Here is a 15,792-nt window from a genome sequence, read left to right on the forward strand (position 1 = left end):
AGTAAGTGCTGACGGGAAATCCCGTTACAGATCTTTTTTGAGCCATTCACCGCGCGTATTGTGAATGGAAACAAGGGTGGAACCACGGCGAATAATCACTCGTCCCTTATTTTAGGGACGGGTTTTTTATTTTTTAAGAAAACATGCAAGGAGTGACTTTAGGATGTCAATTGTAAACATTACTTTTCCGGACGGAGCTGTAAAGGAATATCAGGCAGGCACATCAACTGAAGATATCGCAGCCTCCATCAGCCCGGGTCTTAGAAAAAAATCCATTGCCGGTAAACTGAACGGTGAACTGATTGATTTGAAAACACCGATTGAGCAGGACGGAAGCATTGAAATTGTCACACTCGACAGCCCGGATGCGCTGGAAATCATCCGCCACAGCTCTGCCCACGTACTCGCCCAGGCCATTAAACGATTATATGGAAATGTAAAGCTTGGAATCGGTCCGGTTATTGAAAACGGGTTCTACTATGATATCGATATGGAAGAGTCGATTTCTGCTGAGGATCTGCCGGCGATTGAAAAAGAAATGAAGAAAATCATCAATGAAAACATAGAGGTCGTCCGCAAAGAAGTAACACGCGAAGAAGCAAAGGCGTTATATGAAGAAATAGGCGATCACCTGAAGCTTGAGCTGCTTGATGCCATTCCTGAAGGGGAAAAAGTGACGATCTATGAACAGGGCGATTTCTTTGACCTTTGCCGCGGGGTGCATGTTCCTTCAACAGGAAAGCTGAAAGAATTTAAGCTTTTAAGTGTAGCCGGCGCATACTGGCGCGGGGACAGCAACAATAAAATGCTGCAGCGCATTTACGGTACGGCCTTCATTAAAAAAGCAGACCTTGATGAGCATCTGCGCCTGCTTGAAGAAGCGAAGGAGCGCGACCACCGAAAGCTTGGCAAAGAACTGAGCCTCTTTACAACGTCTCAAAAAGTAGGACAGGGCCTTCCAATCTGGCTTCCAAAAGGCGCGACAATCCGCCGCATCGTAGAACGCTACATTGTGGATAAAGAAGAGCGTCTGGGATACCAGCATGTATACACACCGGTGCTTGGCAGTGTGGAGCTGTACAAAACATCCGGCCACTGGGATCATTATCAGGATGACATGTTCCCTGCAATGAACATGGACAATGAAGACCTTGTTCTTCGTCCGATGAACTGCCCGCATCACATGATGGTGTACAAGCATGACATTCACAGCTACCGCGAACTTCCGATCCGCGTGGCAGAGCTTGGAACGATGCACCGCTATGAGATGTCAGGAGCTCTTACAGGACTGCAGCGCGTCCGCGCAATGACGCTGAATGACGCCCATATCTTTGTCCGTCCTGATCAAATCAAAGATGAATTTATCCGGGTTGTAAAACTTGTTGAAGAAGTTTATAAAGACTTTGGCATCAATGACTATTCCTTCCGTCTTTCCTACCGCGATCCGGAAGACAAAGAGAAATATTTTGACGATGATGCGATGTGGGAAAAAGCACAGAGTATGCTTAAATCTGCGATGGACGAGCTTGGTCATGACTATTTTGAAGCAGAAGGTGAAGCGGCGTTCTATGGTCCTAAGCTTGATGTTCAGGTCCGCACAGCACTTGGAAAAGACGAAACGCTATCTACTGTGCAGCTTGACTTTTTATTGCCGGAGCGCTTTGATCTGAACTATGTAGGAGAAGACGGCAAACAGCACCGTCCGGTTGTTATTCACCGCGGGGTTGTCTCAACGATGGAACGTTTTGTAGCCTTCCTGATTGAAGAGTACAAAGGGGCGTTCCCGACTTGGCTTGCTCCGACTCAGGTTCAGGTGATCCCGGTTTCGCCTTCTGTTCATCTTGATTACGCGAAAAGCGTTCAGGAGAAGCTGCAGGCTGCAGGTCTCCGCGTCGAGCTTGATGCACGCGATGAGAAAATCGGATATAAAATCCGCGAGGCGCAGATTCAGAAAACACCTTATATGCTTGTAGTGGGCGATAATGAAGCAGCTGAATCAGCTGTGAATGTCCGTAAATACGGCGAGCAGAAATCTGAAACAATCAGCCTGGATGCATTTATTGACGGCATCGTGAAAGAAGTTAAAAGATAAATCTGTAAAAAAGTATTGCACATGCGGAAGATGTTTGATACAATTCTTTTTGTTGCAATAAAAGCCAACATGACTTGACACAGGAATTTTTTCCGTGATATAATTTGCATGGTAATTGAATAGAACGTTTGTCTAGCAAGCAGAAGCACCCGCTTCTCACCTGATTGACGCATTGCGCAGTCTGCAGGTTTACGACCATTTTATACTTAGTATACTAAATCGTAGTGTGGGTGTTTTATGCGCCCGCACTTTTTTATTTGAAAAAAGTGCGAGCAGAGTCTGTTCAGTTAAAAATCCTTGGAGGTGGCTAATTATTAGCAAAGACATGATGGTAAACGATGGAATCCGCGCTCGTGAGGTTCGTCTGATTGGTGCAAACGGCGACCAGCTTGGAATCAAAACACGCCAAGAGGCGCTTGAGATTGCTGCCAGAGCGAATCTTGACTTAGTGTTAGTTGCCGCAAACGCGAAGCCTCCTGTATGTCGCATTATGGACTACGGAAAATTCCGTTTTGAGCAGCAGAAGAAAGACAAAGAAGCACGTAAAAATCAAAAGATCATCAGCATGAAAGAGGTTCGCTTCAGCCCGACGATTGATGAGCATGATTTTAACACAAAACTTAAAAATGCACGCAAGTTCCTTGAAAAAGGAGATAAAGTGAAAGCTTCCATCCGCTTTAAAGGACGTGCAATCACTCATAAAGAAATTGGCCAGCGTGTTCTGGACCGTTTTTCTAAAGCTTGTGAAGATTTAAGTACAATTGAGTCTCATCCGAAAATGGATGGACGCAGTATGTTCCTGGTGCTTGCACCTAAAGCTGAAAAGTAAAGATACGAGGAGGAATACCTTATGCCAAAAATGAAAACTCATCGCGGCGCTGCAAAGCGTTTCAAAAAGACTGGATCAGGTAAATTAAAACGTTCACACGCTTACACTAGCCATTTATTTGCTAACAAATCAACGAAAGCAAAACGCAAGCTTCGCAAAGGCACGCTAGTAAGCAAAGGCGACTTCAAACGCATCCGTCATTTATTAGATAACATTAAATAATTCGTTTTCACATAGGAGGGAATTGACATGCCAAGAGTAAAAGGCGGTACTGTCTCACGTCAAAGACGTAAAAAAGTTCTTAAATTAGCTAAAGGTTATTTCGGTTCAAAACATACATTATACAAAGTTGCTAACCAGCAAGTAATGAAATCATTAATGTATGCTTACCGTGATCGCCGTCAGAAAAAGCGTGACTTCCGTCAGCTTTGGATCACTCGTATTAATGCTGCTGCACGCTTGAACGGTCTTTCTTACAGCCGTTTAATGCATGGCTTAAAGCTTGCAGGCATCGAAGTAAACCGCAAAATGCTTGCTGAGCTTGCAGTTACTGATGCAAAAGCTTTCGCTCAACTTGCAGACGCTGCTAAAGCTAAACTTAACAGCTAATACCAAAAGACCATTCTCACCGTATGAGAATGGTCTTTTTATCATTTATTATGGAGTTGAATGATATGGCACTCTTGATTGCGTACTATTTGATTTTGAATGTGTACGGATTTTACATAATGGGAGCGGATAAGAAAAAAGCGAAACGCGGTGAGTGGAGAATCAAGGAGAACACTCTTTGGCTTGTCGCCTTTATCGGGGGTGCAGCGGGACTTACTGTAGGGATGAATACGTACCGCCACAAAACGAAGCACCGAACGTTTGCGGCAGGTCTTCCGGCATTGATGGTTGTCCATCTCGTTTTGTTTGTCTATTTTCTCTATAAGCTGTCATAAGACAGCCTCCCATCCGATACACTTTAGGGAACGATTCTCACACAGCATCATCAGGGACTGCATGAAAGAGGTGGGAACAATCGATCTTGCTACTTCGGCTGTGGTCAATACCGTCCAGTCTGCGGGATTTCTGGCACCTGTGTTTTTTATCGGCATGCACATTTTGAGGCAGTTTTTGTTCATACCTGTTGTGGCCATTTGTATTGTCGGGGGCATTCTTTTCGGAACAGAATTCGGCACGTTTTATTCCATTATCGGGCTGACTGTTGCGAGCATCACTTTTTATACGCTGTCGAAACAGTTTCCATCCTTCTTAGACCGCTTTTCAGGGCTTAAGAAAAAATGGCTGGGGAATTATACGCGTCTTTCGGTTGGGCAGATTACCGTGCTTCGGATGATTCCGTTCGTGAATTTTTCGCTCTTATCCCTCTGCATTCTGGACAGATCCGGCTCGTTTAAAGAATATGCAAAGCTTTCCTTCTGGACGCATATTCCTGCGGCCTTCTGTTTTACTTCGTTTGGCACTTACTTTGGCAGACTGTCGCTCATTGCGACCATTCTGATCCTCTGCACGCTTATTGTATTTGTCTATTTGCTCAGAGAACGAAGAAGCATTATTAAATGGAACGAATTTTTTCTGAAATAGCCAAAAGCCGTGATCAACAAGGTCACGGCTTTTGTGCTTTTGAGAGAAATTCTCTGACTGGACTCTTCCAGTCAACGGCTGCATGCGGATAGTTTTCTTTCACTTTATCTTCAATAAATTGGAAATCTGAGAAAGAAAGTCCCTGAAGCTTGCTCGGTGTGTCGGTCCAGATGAAAATGGAGACGACTTCAAACGCCTGCTCGGTCGTGCCGAGATATTTTTCGCCTTCAAACCGGACGCCTTTATATGTCAGGAGAAAATTCTTGCGGACATTGCCAGGGTCATCGAGCAGATAAAACCGGTTCTGTTCTTGTGCAAGCTCTAGCTTGCGTTTAGGATTCAGCACGTATTTTGCTAAAGAATAAAGGATGAAAATGACGAGTGCGAACAGGAGCAGCCGTAGAAAAATAACAATCATAGCAGTGCCTCCAAGACATATTTTGTTACAATACGTATAAGTGCGGCGGAAGGTTTCATATTTCATGAAAAATTTTTGAAGCATGGTTCCTGCAGTGATAAAATTGGCTCTTAGAGGAGAGTGAAATCGTGAATTTAACAAAATTGTTTGAGATGCAGCATACCCTTGACAGCAAAATAGAAAAACAGCATGGCCTAGAGAAGGAATCCCTTATTCACAAGAAGATTCTTGCCCTGTATGTGGAAGTGGGGGAACTTGCGAATGAAACGAGATGCTTCAAATTCTGGAGCCTGAAACCGCCGGCAGAAACAGATGTCATTCTTGAAGAGTATGTGGACGGCGTCCATTTTATTTTGTCTCTTGGAATTGAGATCGGAAAAACGAGTGGAATCGAGATTCAGCCGGATACGGAAGAAAAGTCGCTCACTGCTCATTTTGCCGATGTTTTTAACGCAATTGCCCAGTTTGAAAAGAACTGTGCGGATGAACAATTTATCCAGCTGTTCAGCAAATATATGCACCTTGGACAGGCCCTTGGATTTTCAGGAGCCCAGATTGAAGATGCCTATATGAAAAAGAATGAAGTCAACCATGACCGCCAGAAACAGGGTTATTAACATTTTGTATTACTTTCCAGCGTTTAGTATAATAGTAGATAATAAACGAGAGGGGTAAAGGGATGACAAAATTAGACGAAACACTTCAGATGCTGAAGGACCTGACAGATGCAAAGGGAATTCCAGGAAATGAACGCGAACCGAGAGAGGTTATGAAAAACTACATATCAGCCTATGCCGATGAGGTAACAACAGACGGACTTGGAAGTCTGATTGCTAAAAAGACCGGCAAAGAAGGCGGACCGAAGATTATGGTGGCGGGCCACCTTGATGAAGTAGGCTTTATGATCACGCAAATTGATGATAAAGGGTTTCTCCGCTTCCAGACAGTAGGCGGATGGTGGTCACAGGTGATGCTTGCACAGCGTGTAACCATCGTGACGAATAAAGGGGATGTAACAGGTGTGATCGGCTCTAAGCCGCCGCACATCCTGCCTCCTGAAGCAAGGAAAAAAACGGTGGACATTAAAGATATGTTTATTGATATCGGCGCATCTAGCCGCGAGGAAGCAATGGAATTCGGCGTTCGTCCGGGAGATCAGGCTGTTCCTTATTTTGAATTTACCGTGATGAACAATGAGAAAATGCTTCTTGCCAAAGCGTGGGATAACCGCATCGGCTGTGCCATTGCCATTGACGTTCTAAAAGGACTGAAAGATGCGGATCATCCAAACGTTGTCTACGGGGTAGGGACGATTCAGGAAGAAGTAGGACTCCGCGGAGCGCGCACTTCTGCTCATGCCATCCAGCCGGACATCGGATTTGGAGTGGATGTCGGGATTGCAGGCGATACTCCTGGAATCTCTGACAAAGAAGCTTCAAGCAAAATGGGGGAAGGGCCTCAAATCATTCTTTATGATGCATCAATGGTTTCTCATAAAGGGCTTCGCGACTTCGTTACAGGCGTTGCCGATGAAATGAACATTCCATATCAGTTCGATGCAATCGCAGGCGGAGGAACAGACTCAGGTGCAATCCATATGACAGCAAACGGTGTGCCTGCACTTTCCATCACCATTGCGACAAGATACATCCATTCCCATGCAGCCATGCTTCACCGCGACGATTACGAAAATGCGGTTAAGCTGATTACAGAGGTTATTAAGCGTCTGGATGAAGAAACAGTTAAAGCTATAACTTTTGACTAAGAAAAGCGTAAGCGCCTTGTTCAGATCAGACAGGCAGAAAAGGGTCACGCAGAAAAATCCGGGTTTAACTTTTTTGCCTGAGCCGTTCTGACGGAGGATCTGGGCGCTGGAGCTGGATCCCATAAAAAATGCCGGGCAGGCGCCCGGCATTTATTTCTTTTTTAAGCCTTCTTCAAGAATCGTAAGCATTTCATTCTTTTCATCTTCACTTGAATTCTGCCAGATCACTTCAAACAGAACGCCAAGTCCCGGAAGCATTTTTTCTTCTCCGTTTTGGATCGCATCGACAATCGTATCCTCAAGCTGCCCCTGGTCATTGCCCGAAACATTTGAGATAATGGCATTTCGTAAATTTAAATCCATCTGACTCACTCCATTTTTAAAATAGTTGATCTCTGTTTATCGTGCATCACTTTGCTTATTTTATGTATCTTCCGTTAAAATAATAAGAAAAGCCTATAATGTAGAATTGGCAGCTGATTTTACATAGGTACGTTACACTCCAGTGGACTGAAGCGGAAGGCACTTGACTCCTGCGGGATGAAGAGGGCACGGAAGATCCCGCAAGCGCAGCGAGGAAGCTTCAGGCACTCCCCGCGGAAAGCAAGTGACTGGAGCGCAAGGAAACGGGTAGAGGTGCAGAAGTTTTTCTATAGCTTCTGATAATAACAAATGAAAATAGATGGGCAGGAAAACCCGACAGCAAAAGGAGCAGGACAATTGAAGCGAATTGAATCCGTACAAAATCAAAAAGTCAAACAATGGCGCAAACTTCACACAAAAAAAGAACGTGATGCATCAGGCACATTTTTAATAGAAGGCATGCATCTCGTGGAGGAAGCCATCAAAAATAAATCAGATATAAAAGAACTGATCCTGTCAGAAGAAACAGCCATCCCAAAACACTGGGATCTAGACAATCTGTCCATCATTTACGTAACAAAAGAAATCATGAAAGCCATTTCCGAAACAGAAACTCCCCAGGGTGCTGCGGCCGTTTGCATCCAGAAGGACAGCGGAAGCATAAGCACATGGAAAAAAGTCATTCTGATTGATGCGCTTCAGGATCCGGGGAACCTTGGAACCATTATCCGGACTGCCGATGCAGCAGGTCTTGACGGCGTCATTCTCGGAGATGGGACAGTTGATCCGTATAACTCAAAAGCAGTGCGCTCCTCACAGGGCTCCATTTTCCATATACCGGTTGTAAGAAAAAAAATGGATGAAGCCATTTCAGAACTGAAGCAGAATGAAGTGTCCATTTACGGAACCTCCCTGCAGAACGGATCCGATTACAGAAAAGCAGAAACCTCCGGACAATTTGCCCTGCTTATCGGCAATGAAGGCAGCGGGGTAAGGGAGGAATGGCTGTCCCTTACCGACCAGAACCTGTACATCCCGATCCTTGGAAAAGCTGAATCCTTAAACGCGGGAGTTGCTGCCGGGATCCTGATGTATCACCTTGTGAAATAGGCAAAAGCGTGGTTGCATCGCCATCATGAATTCATTATAATAAAAGACAGTTACATACCATGAACAGCTTTGACAGAGAAGAGTAGTCTGCGAAAGCGTCAATCAGGGAGAAAATGCCGGTGACTGTGAGCATTTTTTTGACAGCAGCAGATGAATTCACCTCTTTAGCTGACACCAGGACCATCCGGAAAAATCCCGGGTGTAAAGGTGCTCCGGATCCTATCCGTTATTTATGAACGAAGTGAACAGCATGTTTTTTTGCTGTTAACAAGGGTGGTACCGCGACTGTCAACTCGTCCCTTTTTGGACGGGTTTTTTATTTTGTTCAAAAAAAATCAGGAATCATCTGAAATAAAAGGAGGAAAAAATGATGCAGGAGCAATTAAAACAGCTTCAGCTTGAAGCGCTTGAAAAAATTCAGGCAGCAAATGATTTAAAGAGCCTGAATGAGATCCGCGTATCATATTTGGGTAAAAAAGGGCCAATTACAGAAGTTCTTCGCGGGATGGGCAAACTTTCTGCAGAAGAGCGCCCGCTAATGGGAGCTTTGGCAAACGAGGTGCGCGAGAGCATTGCCACAAGCATTTCGGCTAAACAGGAAGGACTTGAGGAAGCGGCAGTTGAAGAGAAGCTTGCAGCTGAAACGATCGATGTGACACTTCCGGGACGTCCTGTACGCACGGGCAATCATCATCCGATTACGTCTGTCATTGAGGAAATTGAGGACCTTTTCCTTAACATGGGCTATTCCGTCGAAGAAGGCCCTGAGGTAGAGACGGATTATTTCAACTTTGAAGCGCTGAATCTTCCAAAAGGACACCCGGCTCGTGATATGCAGGATTCTTTCTACATAACGGAAGAAACGCTGCTTCGTACTCATACGTCACCTGTTCAGGCAAGAACGATGCAGAAATACAAAGGTCAGGGACCAGTGAAAATCATTTGTCCGGGCAAAGTATACCGCCGCGATAATGATGATGCGACACATTCACATCAATTCACGCAAATTGAGGGACTTGTCATTGACGAGAACATCAGCATGAGCGATTTGAAAGGAACACTTGAGGCTTTTGCCAAAAAGATGTTCGGCGAAGAGCGCGAAATCCGTCTGCGCCCAAGCTTTTTCCCGTTTACAGAGCCTTCAGTTGAAGTCGATGTTTCATGCTTCGTGTGCGGCGGCAAAGGCTGCAGTGTTTGCAAAAAGACTGGCTGGATTGAAATTCTCGGTGCAGGAATGGTTCATCCGAATGTGCTTGAGATGGCAGGGTTTGATTCAAAGAAATACAGCGGATTTGCTTTTGGCATGGGACCGGAGCGAATTGCCATGCTGAAATACGGCATCGATGACATCCGTCATTTTTACACGAACGACATGCGTTTTCTGAAACAATTTAAAAGAGCATAAAAGGAGGGTTCCAAATGTTTGTTTCCTATAAATGGCTGCAGGATTACGTGGATCTCAGCGGAATCCCGGCAGAAGAACTGGCAGAGAAAATCACCCGAAGCGGAATTGAAGTAGAGGGTGTAGAGGTTTTAAATGAAGGGATGAGCGGTGTAGTCGTCGGGCATGTGCTTGAAAAAGAGCAGCACCCGAATGCAGATAAGCTCAACAAATGTCTGGTCGATACAGGCGGCGAGAACCCTGTTCAAATCATTTGCGGAGCTGCAAATGTCGATAAAGGGCAAAAAGTAGCAGTAGCCACAGTAGGCGCGGTACTTCCGGGTAACTTTAAAATCAAAAAAGCAAAGCTTCGCGGCGAAGAGTCAAACGGAATGATCTGTTCTCTTCAGGAACTGGGCTTTGAATCAAAAACCGTTGCAAAAGAGTATTCGGAAGGCATCTTTGTCTTTCCAAACGATGCTGAGCCTGGAAAAGATGCTCTTGCAGAACTTGGGCGTGATGACCAGATTCTTGAGCTTGGTCTTACCCCTAACCGCTCAGACTGCCTGAGCATGCTTGGCGTCGCGCATGAAGTAGCGGCTATTTTGGGCCGAAGCGTAACGTACCCTGACTTGACGCATGATGAAGGTTCAGAGAAGGCATCTGAGAGCATTACTGTCTCCGTTGAAGCAAAAGAAGAGAATCCGCTGTATGTGGCAAAAGTGATTCGCAATGTGAAGATTGCCCCGTCTCCGCTCTGGCTGCAGACAAGACTGATGGCTGCAGGCATCCGTCCGTACAACAATGTGGTGGATATCACGAACTACGTACTCCTCGAGTACGGACAGCCGCTTCATGCCTTTGACTATGACCGTTTAGGCTCAAAAGAAATTCTTGTCCGCATGGCAAAAGACGGCGAAGAAATCGTGACACTTGATGGACAAAAACGCACGCTTACTCCGGAGCACCTTGTCATTACTAACGGAACTGTGCCGGTTGCACTCGCGGGTGTAATGGGCGGAGAGAATTCGGAAGTTCATTCCGATACAACGGCTGTTCTTCTTGAATCTGCGTACTTCAACGGCCAGACTGTAAGAAAATCGTCCAAAGATCACGGATTAAGAAGTGAAGCAAGTGCGCGCTTTGAAAAAGGCGTCGATCCGAACCGAGTTCGTGCTGCAGCAGAACGCGCTGCCCAGCTGATGGTGGAGCTTGCGGGGGGAGAAGTTCTTTCGGGATCGGCTGAGGTGAATTATCTTGAAGCTGAACCTGCGGTCGTGACCGTTCACATAGATAAAATTAACCGTGTGCTCGGCATGAACATTTCAGGTTCGGAGATGCAGTCCATCTTTACACGTCTTGGATTTGAAGTGCAGGAGGATAACGGGGCCTTCACGGTAACTGTGCCTACAAGACGCGGAGATATTACAATCGAGGAAGACCTGATTGAAGAAGTTGCAAGACTGTACGGCTATGACAACATTCCGTCTACTTTCCCTGTCAGCGCATCCGCACCGGGCAAATTGACGGATTATCAGCAAAAACGCCGGATGGCCCGCCGCTTCTTAGAAGGAGCCGGCTTGCATCAGGCGATCACATACTCGCTGACGAGCGAAGACAAAGCTTCCCTGTTTGCGCTTGAAGCATCTGATCTGACACGCCTGTCCATGCCGATGAGTGAAGAGCGCAGCGTTCTTCGCCTGAGCTTAATCCCTCACTTGCTTGAGACGCTGAAATACAATCTTGCCCGTCAAAATGACCAGGCAGCTCTTTATGAAATGAGCTCTGTGTTCATTTCAAACGGACCAGGTGAACAGCCTCTGGAAAAAGAACGGTTAAGCGGAGCTGTAACAGGGCTGTGGCACCTGAACCAGTGGCAGGCTGAGAAAAAACAGGTCGACTTCTATGTGGTAAAGGGAATTCTTGACGGCCTGTTCGATCGTTTAGGATTAAACGAACACATCACTTATCAGCAGACAAAACGCGACGGACTTCACCCGGGGCGTACGGCAGAAATTCTTCTTAACGGCGTTTCTGCAGGATTTATCGGACAGGTGCATCCGAAGCTTCAAAAGCAAATGGACCTGACTGAGACATATGTGTTTGAACTTGCTCTTCAGGAGCTTCTTCAAACAGAAGCAGAACCACTAACATTCTCTGTTATTCCTCGCTTTCCGTCTATGACGAGGGACATTGCCCTTGTTGTTGATAAAGACGTTGTAGCGGGCGATCTGCATAGCGCTATTTCAGAGGCAGGAGGAAAGCTTCTGAAGGACGTTTCCATTTTTGATTTATACGAAGGCGATAAGCTTGATGAAAATAAAAAATCACTGGCCTTCTCACTGCGCTATTTCGACCCTGAGCGTACGCTTACAGACGAAGAAGTAACAAAAGCGCATGAAAAAGTACTCCGTACGGTCGAGGAAAAATTTTCCGCCGTGCTGAGAGGTTAATCGCAGAGACAACAGGAAAAGAGCAGCTGACCATTAAGGTCCGGCTGCTCTTTTTTATCTTTTTCTTTTTTTTGCGGCGATTTTTTCAGCCTTATCGGTATTGGCAAAATGAAACTTCGTCAGTTCTTTCAGTGCCGGGCTGCCTTTTTTTAGGATGATGGCTGCTGCAGCCTCGTCTACTTTAGCTCCTGCTCCTTTTGGAAGGGTAACTCCTGCTTTTTCTGACAGGCGGTCCATTTCCTTTAAAAAGGCATAGCGTGCAAGAATTGAGGCGGCCGCTACAGCCAGGTGGATTCCTTCTGCCTTTGTGCTGAAAAATGTTTTTTCTCTTTTGAAGGATTTTCCAGATAAATGCTTGAAATACAGAGAAGGCTCTGCAAATTGATCAATCAATATGCCTTCAGGTTCTTCCGGCGCGATTTTGTCATAGAGTTTGTTTATCGCCTGGTTATGCAAAATGGCTTTCATTTTTCCCTGGGACATTCCTGTGCTTTGGAGCTGGTTGTATTTTTCATTGTGCAGGATCAGCAGAGAGTATGGAATGACTTTAAGAAGGTCCTTCGCAATGCTTATGATCTGAGTGTCATTCAAATGTTTTGAGTCCTTTACTCCAAGCTCTTGAAGGAGCGGGATCTGCTCTTTTTTTACATAGGCGGCAACGACCGTAATAGGGCCGAAAAAGTCACCCGTGCCTACTTCATCTGAACCGATGATCGAAAGAGATGAAATATTTGGCGGCGGACTGAAAACGGTCTTTTGCTGCGAAGGTTTCTTAGTAGCCTTTTTCTCGGGTTCGGACCATTTGGAAGCCTCTTCTGCTGCGAGATTTCCCTGGAAAAGAACTTTCCCTGATTTGTAGGCAGTGATGGAGCAGCCATTTGCTTTTGCCGTAAAAACGGCACCCGGAGGAAGCTTTGATCCGAGTCCGGAAGAATAATAGGTTTTCATTTTCAGCATGGTCTGCTGATCAATTTTTATAACGGTATTGGACAAGAGAAGACACCTCTTCTATAGTAGTAGTGGGTACGGGATTGATTGGCATTATCTTTCCATTATACTAAATATCATGTTATGATAAAGATTAGGATTCTCAAGAATGGAGGATTTTTCGTTGGATAACCACTCAAAAAAGAAAACGACAGTTGATATATATGGACAGCAATTTTCAATAGTAGGCACAGAGAGCACAAGCCATGTGCGTCTGGTGGCTTCTATTGTTGATGATAAAATGCGGGAAATCAGCAGTAAAAGTCCTAACCTTGATATAAATAAACTTGCCGTTCTGACGGCGGTCAATGTCGTTCATGACTACCTGAAATTAAGAGATGAATTTGAAAAACTGGAGAGACAAATTACAGAAAAGGATTGACGCAGTTAATGCTTGATATTGCCCTTTTAATTATCTTAATAATGGGTCTGCTCGTCGGACTGAAACGGGGATTCATCCTTCAGTTCATTCACCTTGCAGGATTCATTATCGCCTATATTGTAGCCTATAAATACTTCGGGGTTCTGGCGCCGAAGCTTGAACTGTGGGTGCCATACCCGAGCTTTGGGGAAAGCAGCTCCAGCATTTCGTTCTTTACAGGCGGAAACCTTGAGAATGCCTACTACCGCGCTGTTGCATTTGTCATCTTGTTCATCGGAACAAAGATTGTGCTTCAGATTGTCGGATCTATGCTTGATTTTGTTACATACTTTCCTGTATTAAAGCAGCTGAATAAATGGGCCGGTGCCATTCTTGGTTTTCTAGAAGTCTATTTGATTTTATTCATTCTCCTTTTTATCGGAGGTCTTCTGCCCATTCCTGAAGTACAGTCGGCGATGGGGAATTCGGGAATTGCCAAAGTGATTGTCCATCATACACCATATTTTTCAGATAAAGTTCAGGAACTGTGGATTCAATATGCACCAAAATAACTTCTCCTCCAATCAGGAGAAGTTTTTTTGGCGCAAGTGGACGATTGTACATTTGCTCCAATTATTTGTATCATTCTAACTAGATGATCTGATCACGTACATGAGGTGAAAAACGTTGACTATACATAAAAAAGATGTCATTAAACTGCTTGAGCTTATTGCCGTTCATATGGAGCTTAAAGGAGAAAATCCGTTTAAAACCGCAGCATTCAGAAAAGCGGCAAACGCCCTGGAAACAGATGATCGCAGTCTTTCTGCGATTGATGATTTTACAAAGATTGCAGGCATCGGAAAAGGGACGGCTGCTGTCATTAAAGAATATATGGAAGCCGGAGAATCAGAAACGCTGAAGCAGCTGCAGGAAGAGGTGCCTCAAGGGCTTATCCCGCTGTTAAAGCTGCCTGGACTCGGCGGAAAGAAAATAGCGAAGCTTTATAAGGAGCTTGACGTAACGGACGCTGAATCTCTTAAACAGGCATGTGAAGAAGAAAAAGTACAGGCGCTGGCAGGCTTCGGCAAAAAGACGGAAGAAAAAATCCTTGATGCCATCAAGGAAATGGGCTCCCGTCCTGAAAGGCTTCCGCTTTCTTTTGTCCTGCCAATCGCAGATGAAATTGAGACATACCTTGAGTCGTGCGGGGAAATTCTGAAATACAGCAGGGCCGGAAGTTTAAGGCGCATGAGAGAAACAGTAAAAGATCTGGACTTTATCATCGCGACAGATCATCCGCAGTTTGTCAGAGAGCAACTCCTGAAGATGCCGAACATTTCTTCCGTCATTGCAAGCGGAGATACGAAGGTATCTGTCGAGCTTTTATATGAATATGAAATTGGCGTCGATTTCCGTTTAGTTACATTGAAGGAATTTGCCTCAACGCTGCATCATTTCACGGGATCAAAAGATCACAATGTGAAAATGCGCCAGCTTGCAAAAGAGCGCGGAGAAAAGATCAGCGAGTACGGGGTTGAAAATACTGAAACAGGTGAAATCAAGACGTTTTCAACGGAAGAAGAGTTTTACGCACACTTTGATTTGCCTCACTTCCCGCCTGAGATCAGGGAAGACGGAACAGAGGTTGAAAAATACCGCAAAGATACAAAGCTGATTTCACTCCAGGATATTAAAGGAGATCTCCATATGCACTCCACATGGAGCGATGGTGCGTTTACCATCAGTGAAATGGCGGAAGCGTGCAGGCTCCGGGGCTATCAATATATGGCCATTACAGACCATTCCCAGTATTTGAAGGTTGCAAACGGCCTGACTCCCGAACGGTTAAAAGCACAGCGGGAGGAAATTGATAAGCTGAATGAGCAGTACGATGATTTTAAGATTCTTGCAGGTGTAGAGATGGATATTCTGCCTGACGGAACGCTTGATTACAGCGACGATGTGCTGGATGGCATGGATTTTGTGATTGCTTCCATCCATTCAAGTTTTTCTCAGCCCCAGGATGTGATTATGAAACGGCTGAAAACGGCGCTGGACCACCACCGTGTCCATATGATTGCACATCCTACCGGGAGACTGATCGGCAAACGCAGCGGATATGAACCTGATGTTGAAATGCTGATTCAGCTTGCAAAAGAGACGGATACGGTTCTTGAGCTGAATGCCAACCCGAACAGACTGGATCTGAGTGCAGAACACATCAGAAAAGCGCATGAGGCCGGAGTCAAGGTTGCCATTAATACGGATGCCCATAACCTGGACATGCTTGAAGATATGAAAACAGGCGTTTCAACAGCCATTAAAGGCTGGGTGAAAGCTGAAAATGTGATAAATACATGGGACCTGGACGAGCTTCAATCCTTTTTAAAAAAAGAAGGAAGCAGATAAACGCGGACAAAAGGTCTAAAAGACAGCAAGG

The 15,792-nt window shown here is 45.3% G+C and carries 17 protein-coding genes and 2 other annotated features; of the genes, 14 read left to right on the top strand and 3 right to left on the bottom strand.

The genetic code is table 11. The annotated features are described in order from the left end of the window. The first annotated feature begins 163 nt into the window (after positions 1-163). The 6 genes from thrS (at position 164) to MHB63_14350 (ending at position 4,511) form a co-directional block, all read left to right on the top strand. A complete protein-coding gene (gene thrS, locus MHB63_14325; protein MEK3807695.1) occupies positions 164-2,092 on the top strand; it encodes a threonine--tRNA ligase in 1,929 nt (642 codons plus the stop codon). Positions 2,093-2,223: 131 nt separating this feature from the next. Further along, positions 2,224-2,353 (top strand) — a sequence feature (ribosomal protein L20 leader region). A gap of 49 nt (positions 2,354-2,402) precedes the next feature. Beyond that, positions 2,403-2,921 carry a translation initiation factor IF-3 gene (gene infC / locus MHB63_14330; GenBank protein ID MEK3807696.1) on the top strand — a complete coding sequence of 173 codons (519 nt, stop codon included), beginning with the start codon at positions 2,403-2,405 and terminating at the stop codon, positions 2,919-2,921. Positions 2,922-2,942: 21 nt separating this feature from the next. Beyond that, positions 2,943-3,143, top strand: a complete 201-nt coding sequence (gene rpmI, locus MHB63_14335; GenBank protein ID MEK3807697.1) for a 50S ribosomal protein L35 — start codon at positions 2,943-2,945, stop codon at positions 3,141-3,143. Positions 3,144-3,170: 27 nt separating this feature from the next. Further along, entirely contained in the window at positions 3,171-3,530 is a 360-nt protein-coding gene (gene rplT / locus MHB63_14340) for a 50S ribosomal protein L20 (protein ID MEK3807698.1), read from the top strand. 65 nt (positions 3,531-3,595) lie between these two features. Next, positions 3,596-3,865: a DUF1294 domain-containing protein gene (locus tag MHB63_14345; protein MEK3807699.1), complete on the top strand. Its 270-nt coding sequence runs from the start codon at positions 3,596-3,598 to the stop codon at positions 3,863-3,865. A 61-nt stretch (positions 3,866-3,926) separates the two neighbouring features. Beyond that, the gene (locus MHB63_14350; GenBank protein MEK3807700.1) at positions 3,927-4,511 is read left to right on the top strand and encodes a VTT domain-containing protein; all 585 of its coding nucleotides are present in this window, start codon (positions 3,927-3,929) and stop codon (positions 4,509-4,511) included. A gap of 22 nt (positions 4,512-4,533) precedes the next feature. Here MHB63_14350 and MHB63_14355 read toward each other — a convergent pair whose 3' ends face one another. After that, complete coding sequence (locus MHB63_14355; protein MEK3807701.1) at positions 4,534-4,929, bottom strand: sigma-w pathway protein ysdB; 396 nt, start codon at positions 4,927-4,929, stop codon at positions 4,534-4,536. A gap of 128 nt (positions 4,930-5,057) precedes the next feature. On the opposite strand from MHB63_14355, the gene MHB63_14360 reads away from it, so the two are divergent. Together MHB63_14360 and MHB63_14365 are read left to right on the top strand one after the other, a co-directional pair. Beyond that, a complete protein-coding gene (locus MHB63_14360; GenBank protein ID MEK3807702.1) occupies positions 5,058-5,546 on the top strand; it encodes a dUTP diphosphatase in 489 nt (162 codons plus the stop codon). A gap of 62 nt (positions 5,547-5,608) precedes the next feature. Beyond that, positions 5,609-6,694 carry a M42 family metallopeptidase gene (locus tag MHB63_14365; GenBank protein ID MEK3807703.1) on the top strand — a complete coding sequence of 362 codons (1,086 nt, stop codon included), beginning with the start codon at positions 5,609-5,611 and terminating at the stop codon, positions 6,692-6,694. Positions 6,695-6,844: 150 nt separating this feature from the next. On the opposite strand, the gene sspI is transcribed toward MHB63_14365, so the two are convergent. After that, the gene (gene sspI, locus MHB63_14370; protein MEK3807704.1) at positions 6,845-7,057 is read right to left on the bottom strand and encodes a small acid-soluble spore protein SspI; all 213 of its coding nucleotides are present in this window, start codon (positions 7,055-7,057) and stop codon (positions 6,845-6,847) included. Positions 7,058-7,414: 357 nt separating this feature from the next. On the opposite strand from sspI, the gene MHB63_14375 reads away from it, so the two are divergent. From MHB63_14375 to pheT, 3 genes are all read left to right on the top strand, one after another. After that, positions 7,415-8,167 (top strand): RNA methyltransferase, encoded by a 753-nt coding sequence (locus tag MHB63_14375; protein ID MEK3807705.1) that lies wholly within the window; start codon positions 7,415-7,417, stop codon positions 8,165-8,167. Between the two features lie 60 nt (positions 8,168-8,227). Continuing rightward, positions 8,228-8,471, top strand: a binding site (T-box leader). A 66-nt stretch (positions 8,472-8,537) separates the two neighbouring features. Further along, complete coding sequence (gene pheS, locus MHB63_14380; protein ID MEK3807706.1) at positions 8,538-9,572, top strand: phenylalanine--tRNA ligase subunit alpha; 1,035 nt, start codon at positions 8,538-8,540, stop codon at positions 9,570-9,572. A 14-nt stretch (positions 9,573-9,586) separates the two neighbouring features. Continuing rightward, entirely contained in the window at positions 9,587-12,001 is a 2,415-nt protein-coding gene (gene pheT / locus MHB63_14385; protein ID MEK3807707.1) for a phenylalanine--tRNA ligase subunit beta, read from the top strand. 54 nt (positions 12,002-12,055) lie between these two features. Here pheT and rnhC read toward each other — a convergent pair whose 3' ends face one another. Continuing rightward, positions 12,056-12,994, bottom strand: coding sequence for a ribonuclease HIII (gene rnhC / locus MHB63_14390; GenBank protein MEK3807708.1), 939 nt, complete (start codon positions 12,992-12,994; stop codon positions 12,056-12,058). A 103-nt stretch (positions 12,995-13,097) separates the two neighbouring features. Here rnhC and zapA point away from each other — a divergent pair, with 103 nt between their 5' ends. The 3 genes from zapA to polX all read left to right on the top strand — a co-directional run bounded on the left by zapA (position 13,098) and on the right by polX (position 15,761). Beyond that, positions 13,098-13,370, top strand: a complete 273-nt coding sequence (gene zapA, locus MHB63_14395) for a cell division protein ZapA (GenBank protein MEK3807709.1) — start codon at positions 13,098-13,100, stop codon at positions 13,368-13,370. An 8-nt stretch (positions 13,371-13,378) separates the two neighbouring features. Beyond that, positions 13,379-13,921, top strand: coding sequence for a CvpA family protein (locus MHB63_14400; GenBank protein MEK3807710.1), 543 nt, complete (start codon positions 13,379-13,381; stop codon positions 13,919-13,921). Between the two features lie 115 nt (positions 13,922-14,036). Next, positions 14,037-15,761: a DNA polymerase/3'-5' exonuclease PolX gene (gene polX, locus MHB63_14405; protein ID MEK3807711.1), complete on the top strand. Its 1,725-nt coding sequence runs from the start codon at positions 14,037-14,039 to the stop codon at positions 15,759-15,761. The last annotated feature ends 31 nt before the right edge of the window (positions 15,762-15,792 follow it).

Origin of the sequence: Bacillus sp. FSL H8-0547 (genome assembly GCA_038002745.1) — a bacterium.
Lineage (GTDB): Bacteria > Bacillota > Bacilli > Bacillales > Bacillaceae > Bacillus_P.

Bases quoted from the DNA above. Each gene is read 5' to 3' on its own strand.
- MHB63_14345 (MEK3807699.1), top strand. From the start codon at position 3,596: ATGGCACTCTTGATTGCGTACTATTTGATTTTGAATGTGTACGGATTT.
- thrS (MEK3807695.1), top strand. From the start codon at position 164: ATGTCAATTGTAAACATTACTTTTCCGGACGGAGCTGTAAAGGAATAT.
- pheT (MEK3807707.1), top strand. From the start codon at position 9,587: ATGTTTGTTTCCTATAAATGGCTGCAGGATTACGTGGATCTCAGCGGA.
- sspI (MEK3807704.1), bottom strand. From the start codon at position 7,057: ATGGATTTAAATTTACGAAATGCCATTATCTCAAATGTTTCGGGCAAT.
- zapA (MEK3807709.1), top strand. From the start codon at position 13,098: ATGGAGGATTTTTCGTTGGATAACCACTCAAAAAAGAAAACGACAGTT.
- MHB63_14355 (MEK3807701.1), bottom strand. From the start codon at position 4,929: ATGATTGTTATTTTTCTACGGCTGCTCCTGTTCGCACTCGTCATTTTC.
- rplT (MEK3807698.1), top strand. From the start codon at position 3,171: ATGCCAAGAGTAAAAGGCGGTACTGTCTCACGTCAAAGACGTAAAAAA.
- rpmI (MEK3807697.1), top strand. From the start codon at position 2,943: ATGCCAAAAATGAAAACTCATCGCGGCGCTGCAAAGCGTTTCAAAAAG.
- MHB63_14400 (MEK3807710.1), top strand. From the start codon at position 13,379: ATGCTTGATATTGCCCTTTTAATTATCTTAATAATGGGTCTGCTCGTC.
- MHB63_14350 (MEK3807700.1), top strand. From the start codon at position 3,927: ATGAAAGAGGTGGGAACAATCGATCTTGCTACTTCGGCTGTGGTCAAT.
- MHB63_14365 (MEK3807703.1), top strand. From the start codon at position 5,609: ATGACAAAATTAGACGAAACACTTCAGATGCTGAAGGACCTGACAGAT.
- pheS (MEK3807706.1), top strand. From the start codon at position 8,538: ATGCAGGAGCAATTAAAACAGCTTCAGCTTGAAGCGCTTGAAAAAATT.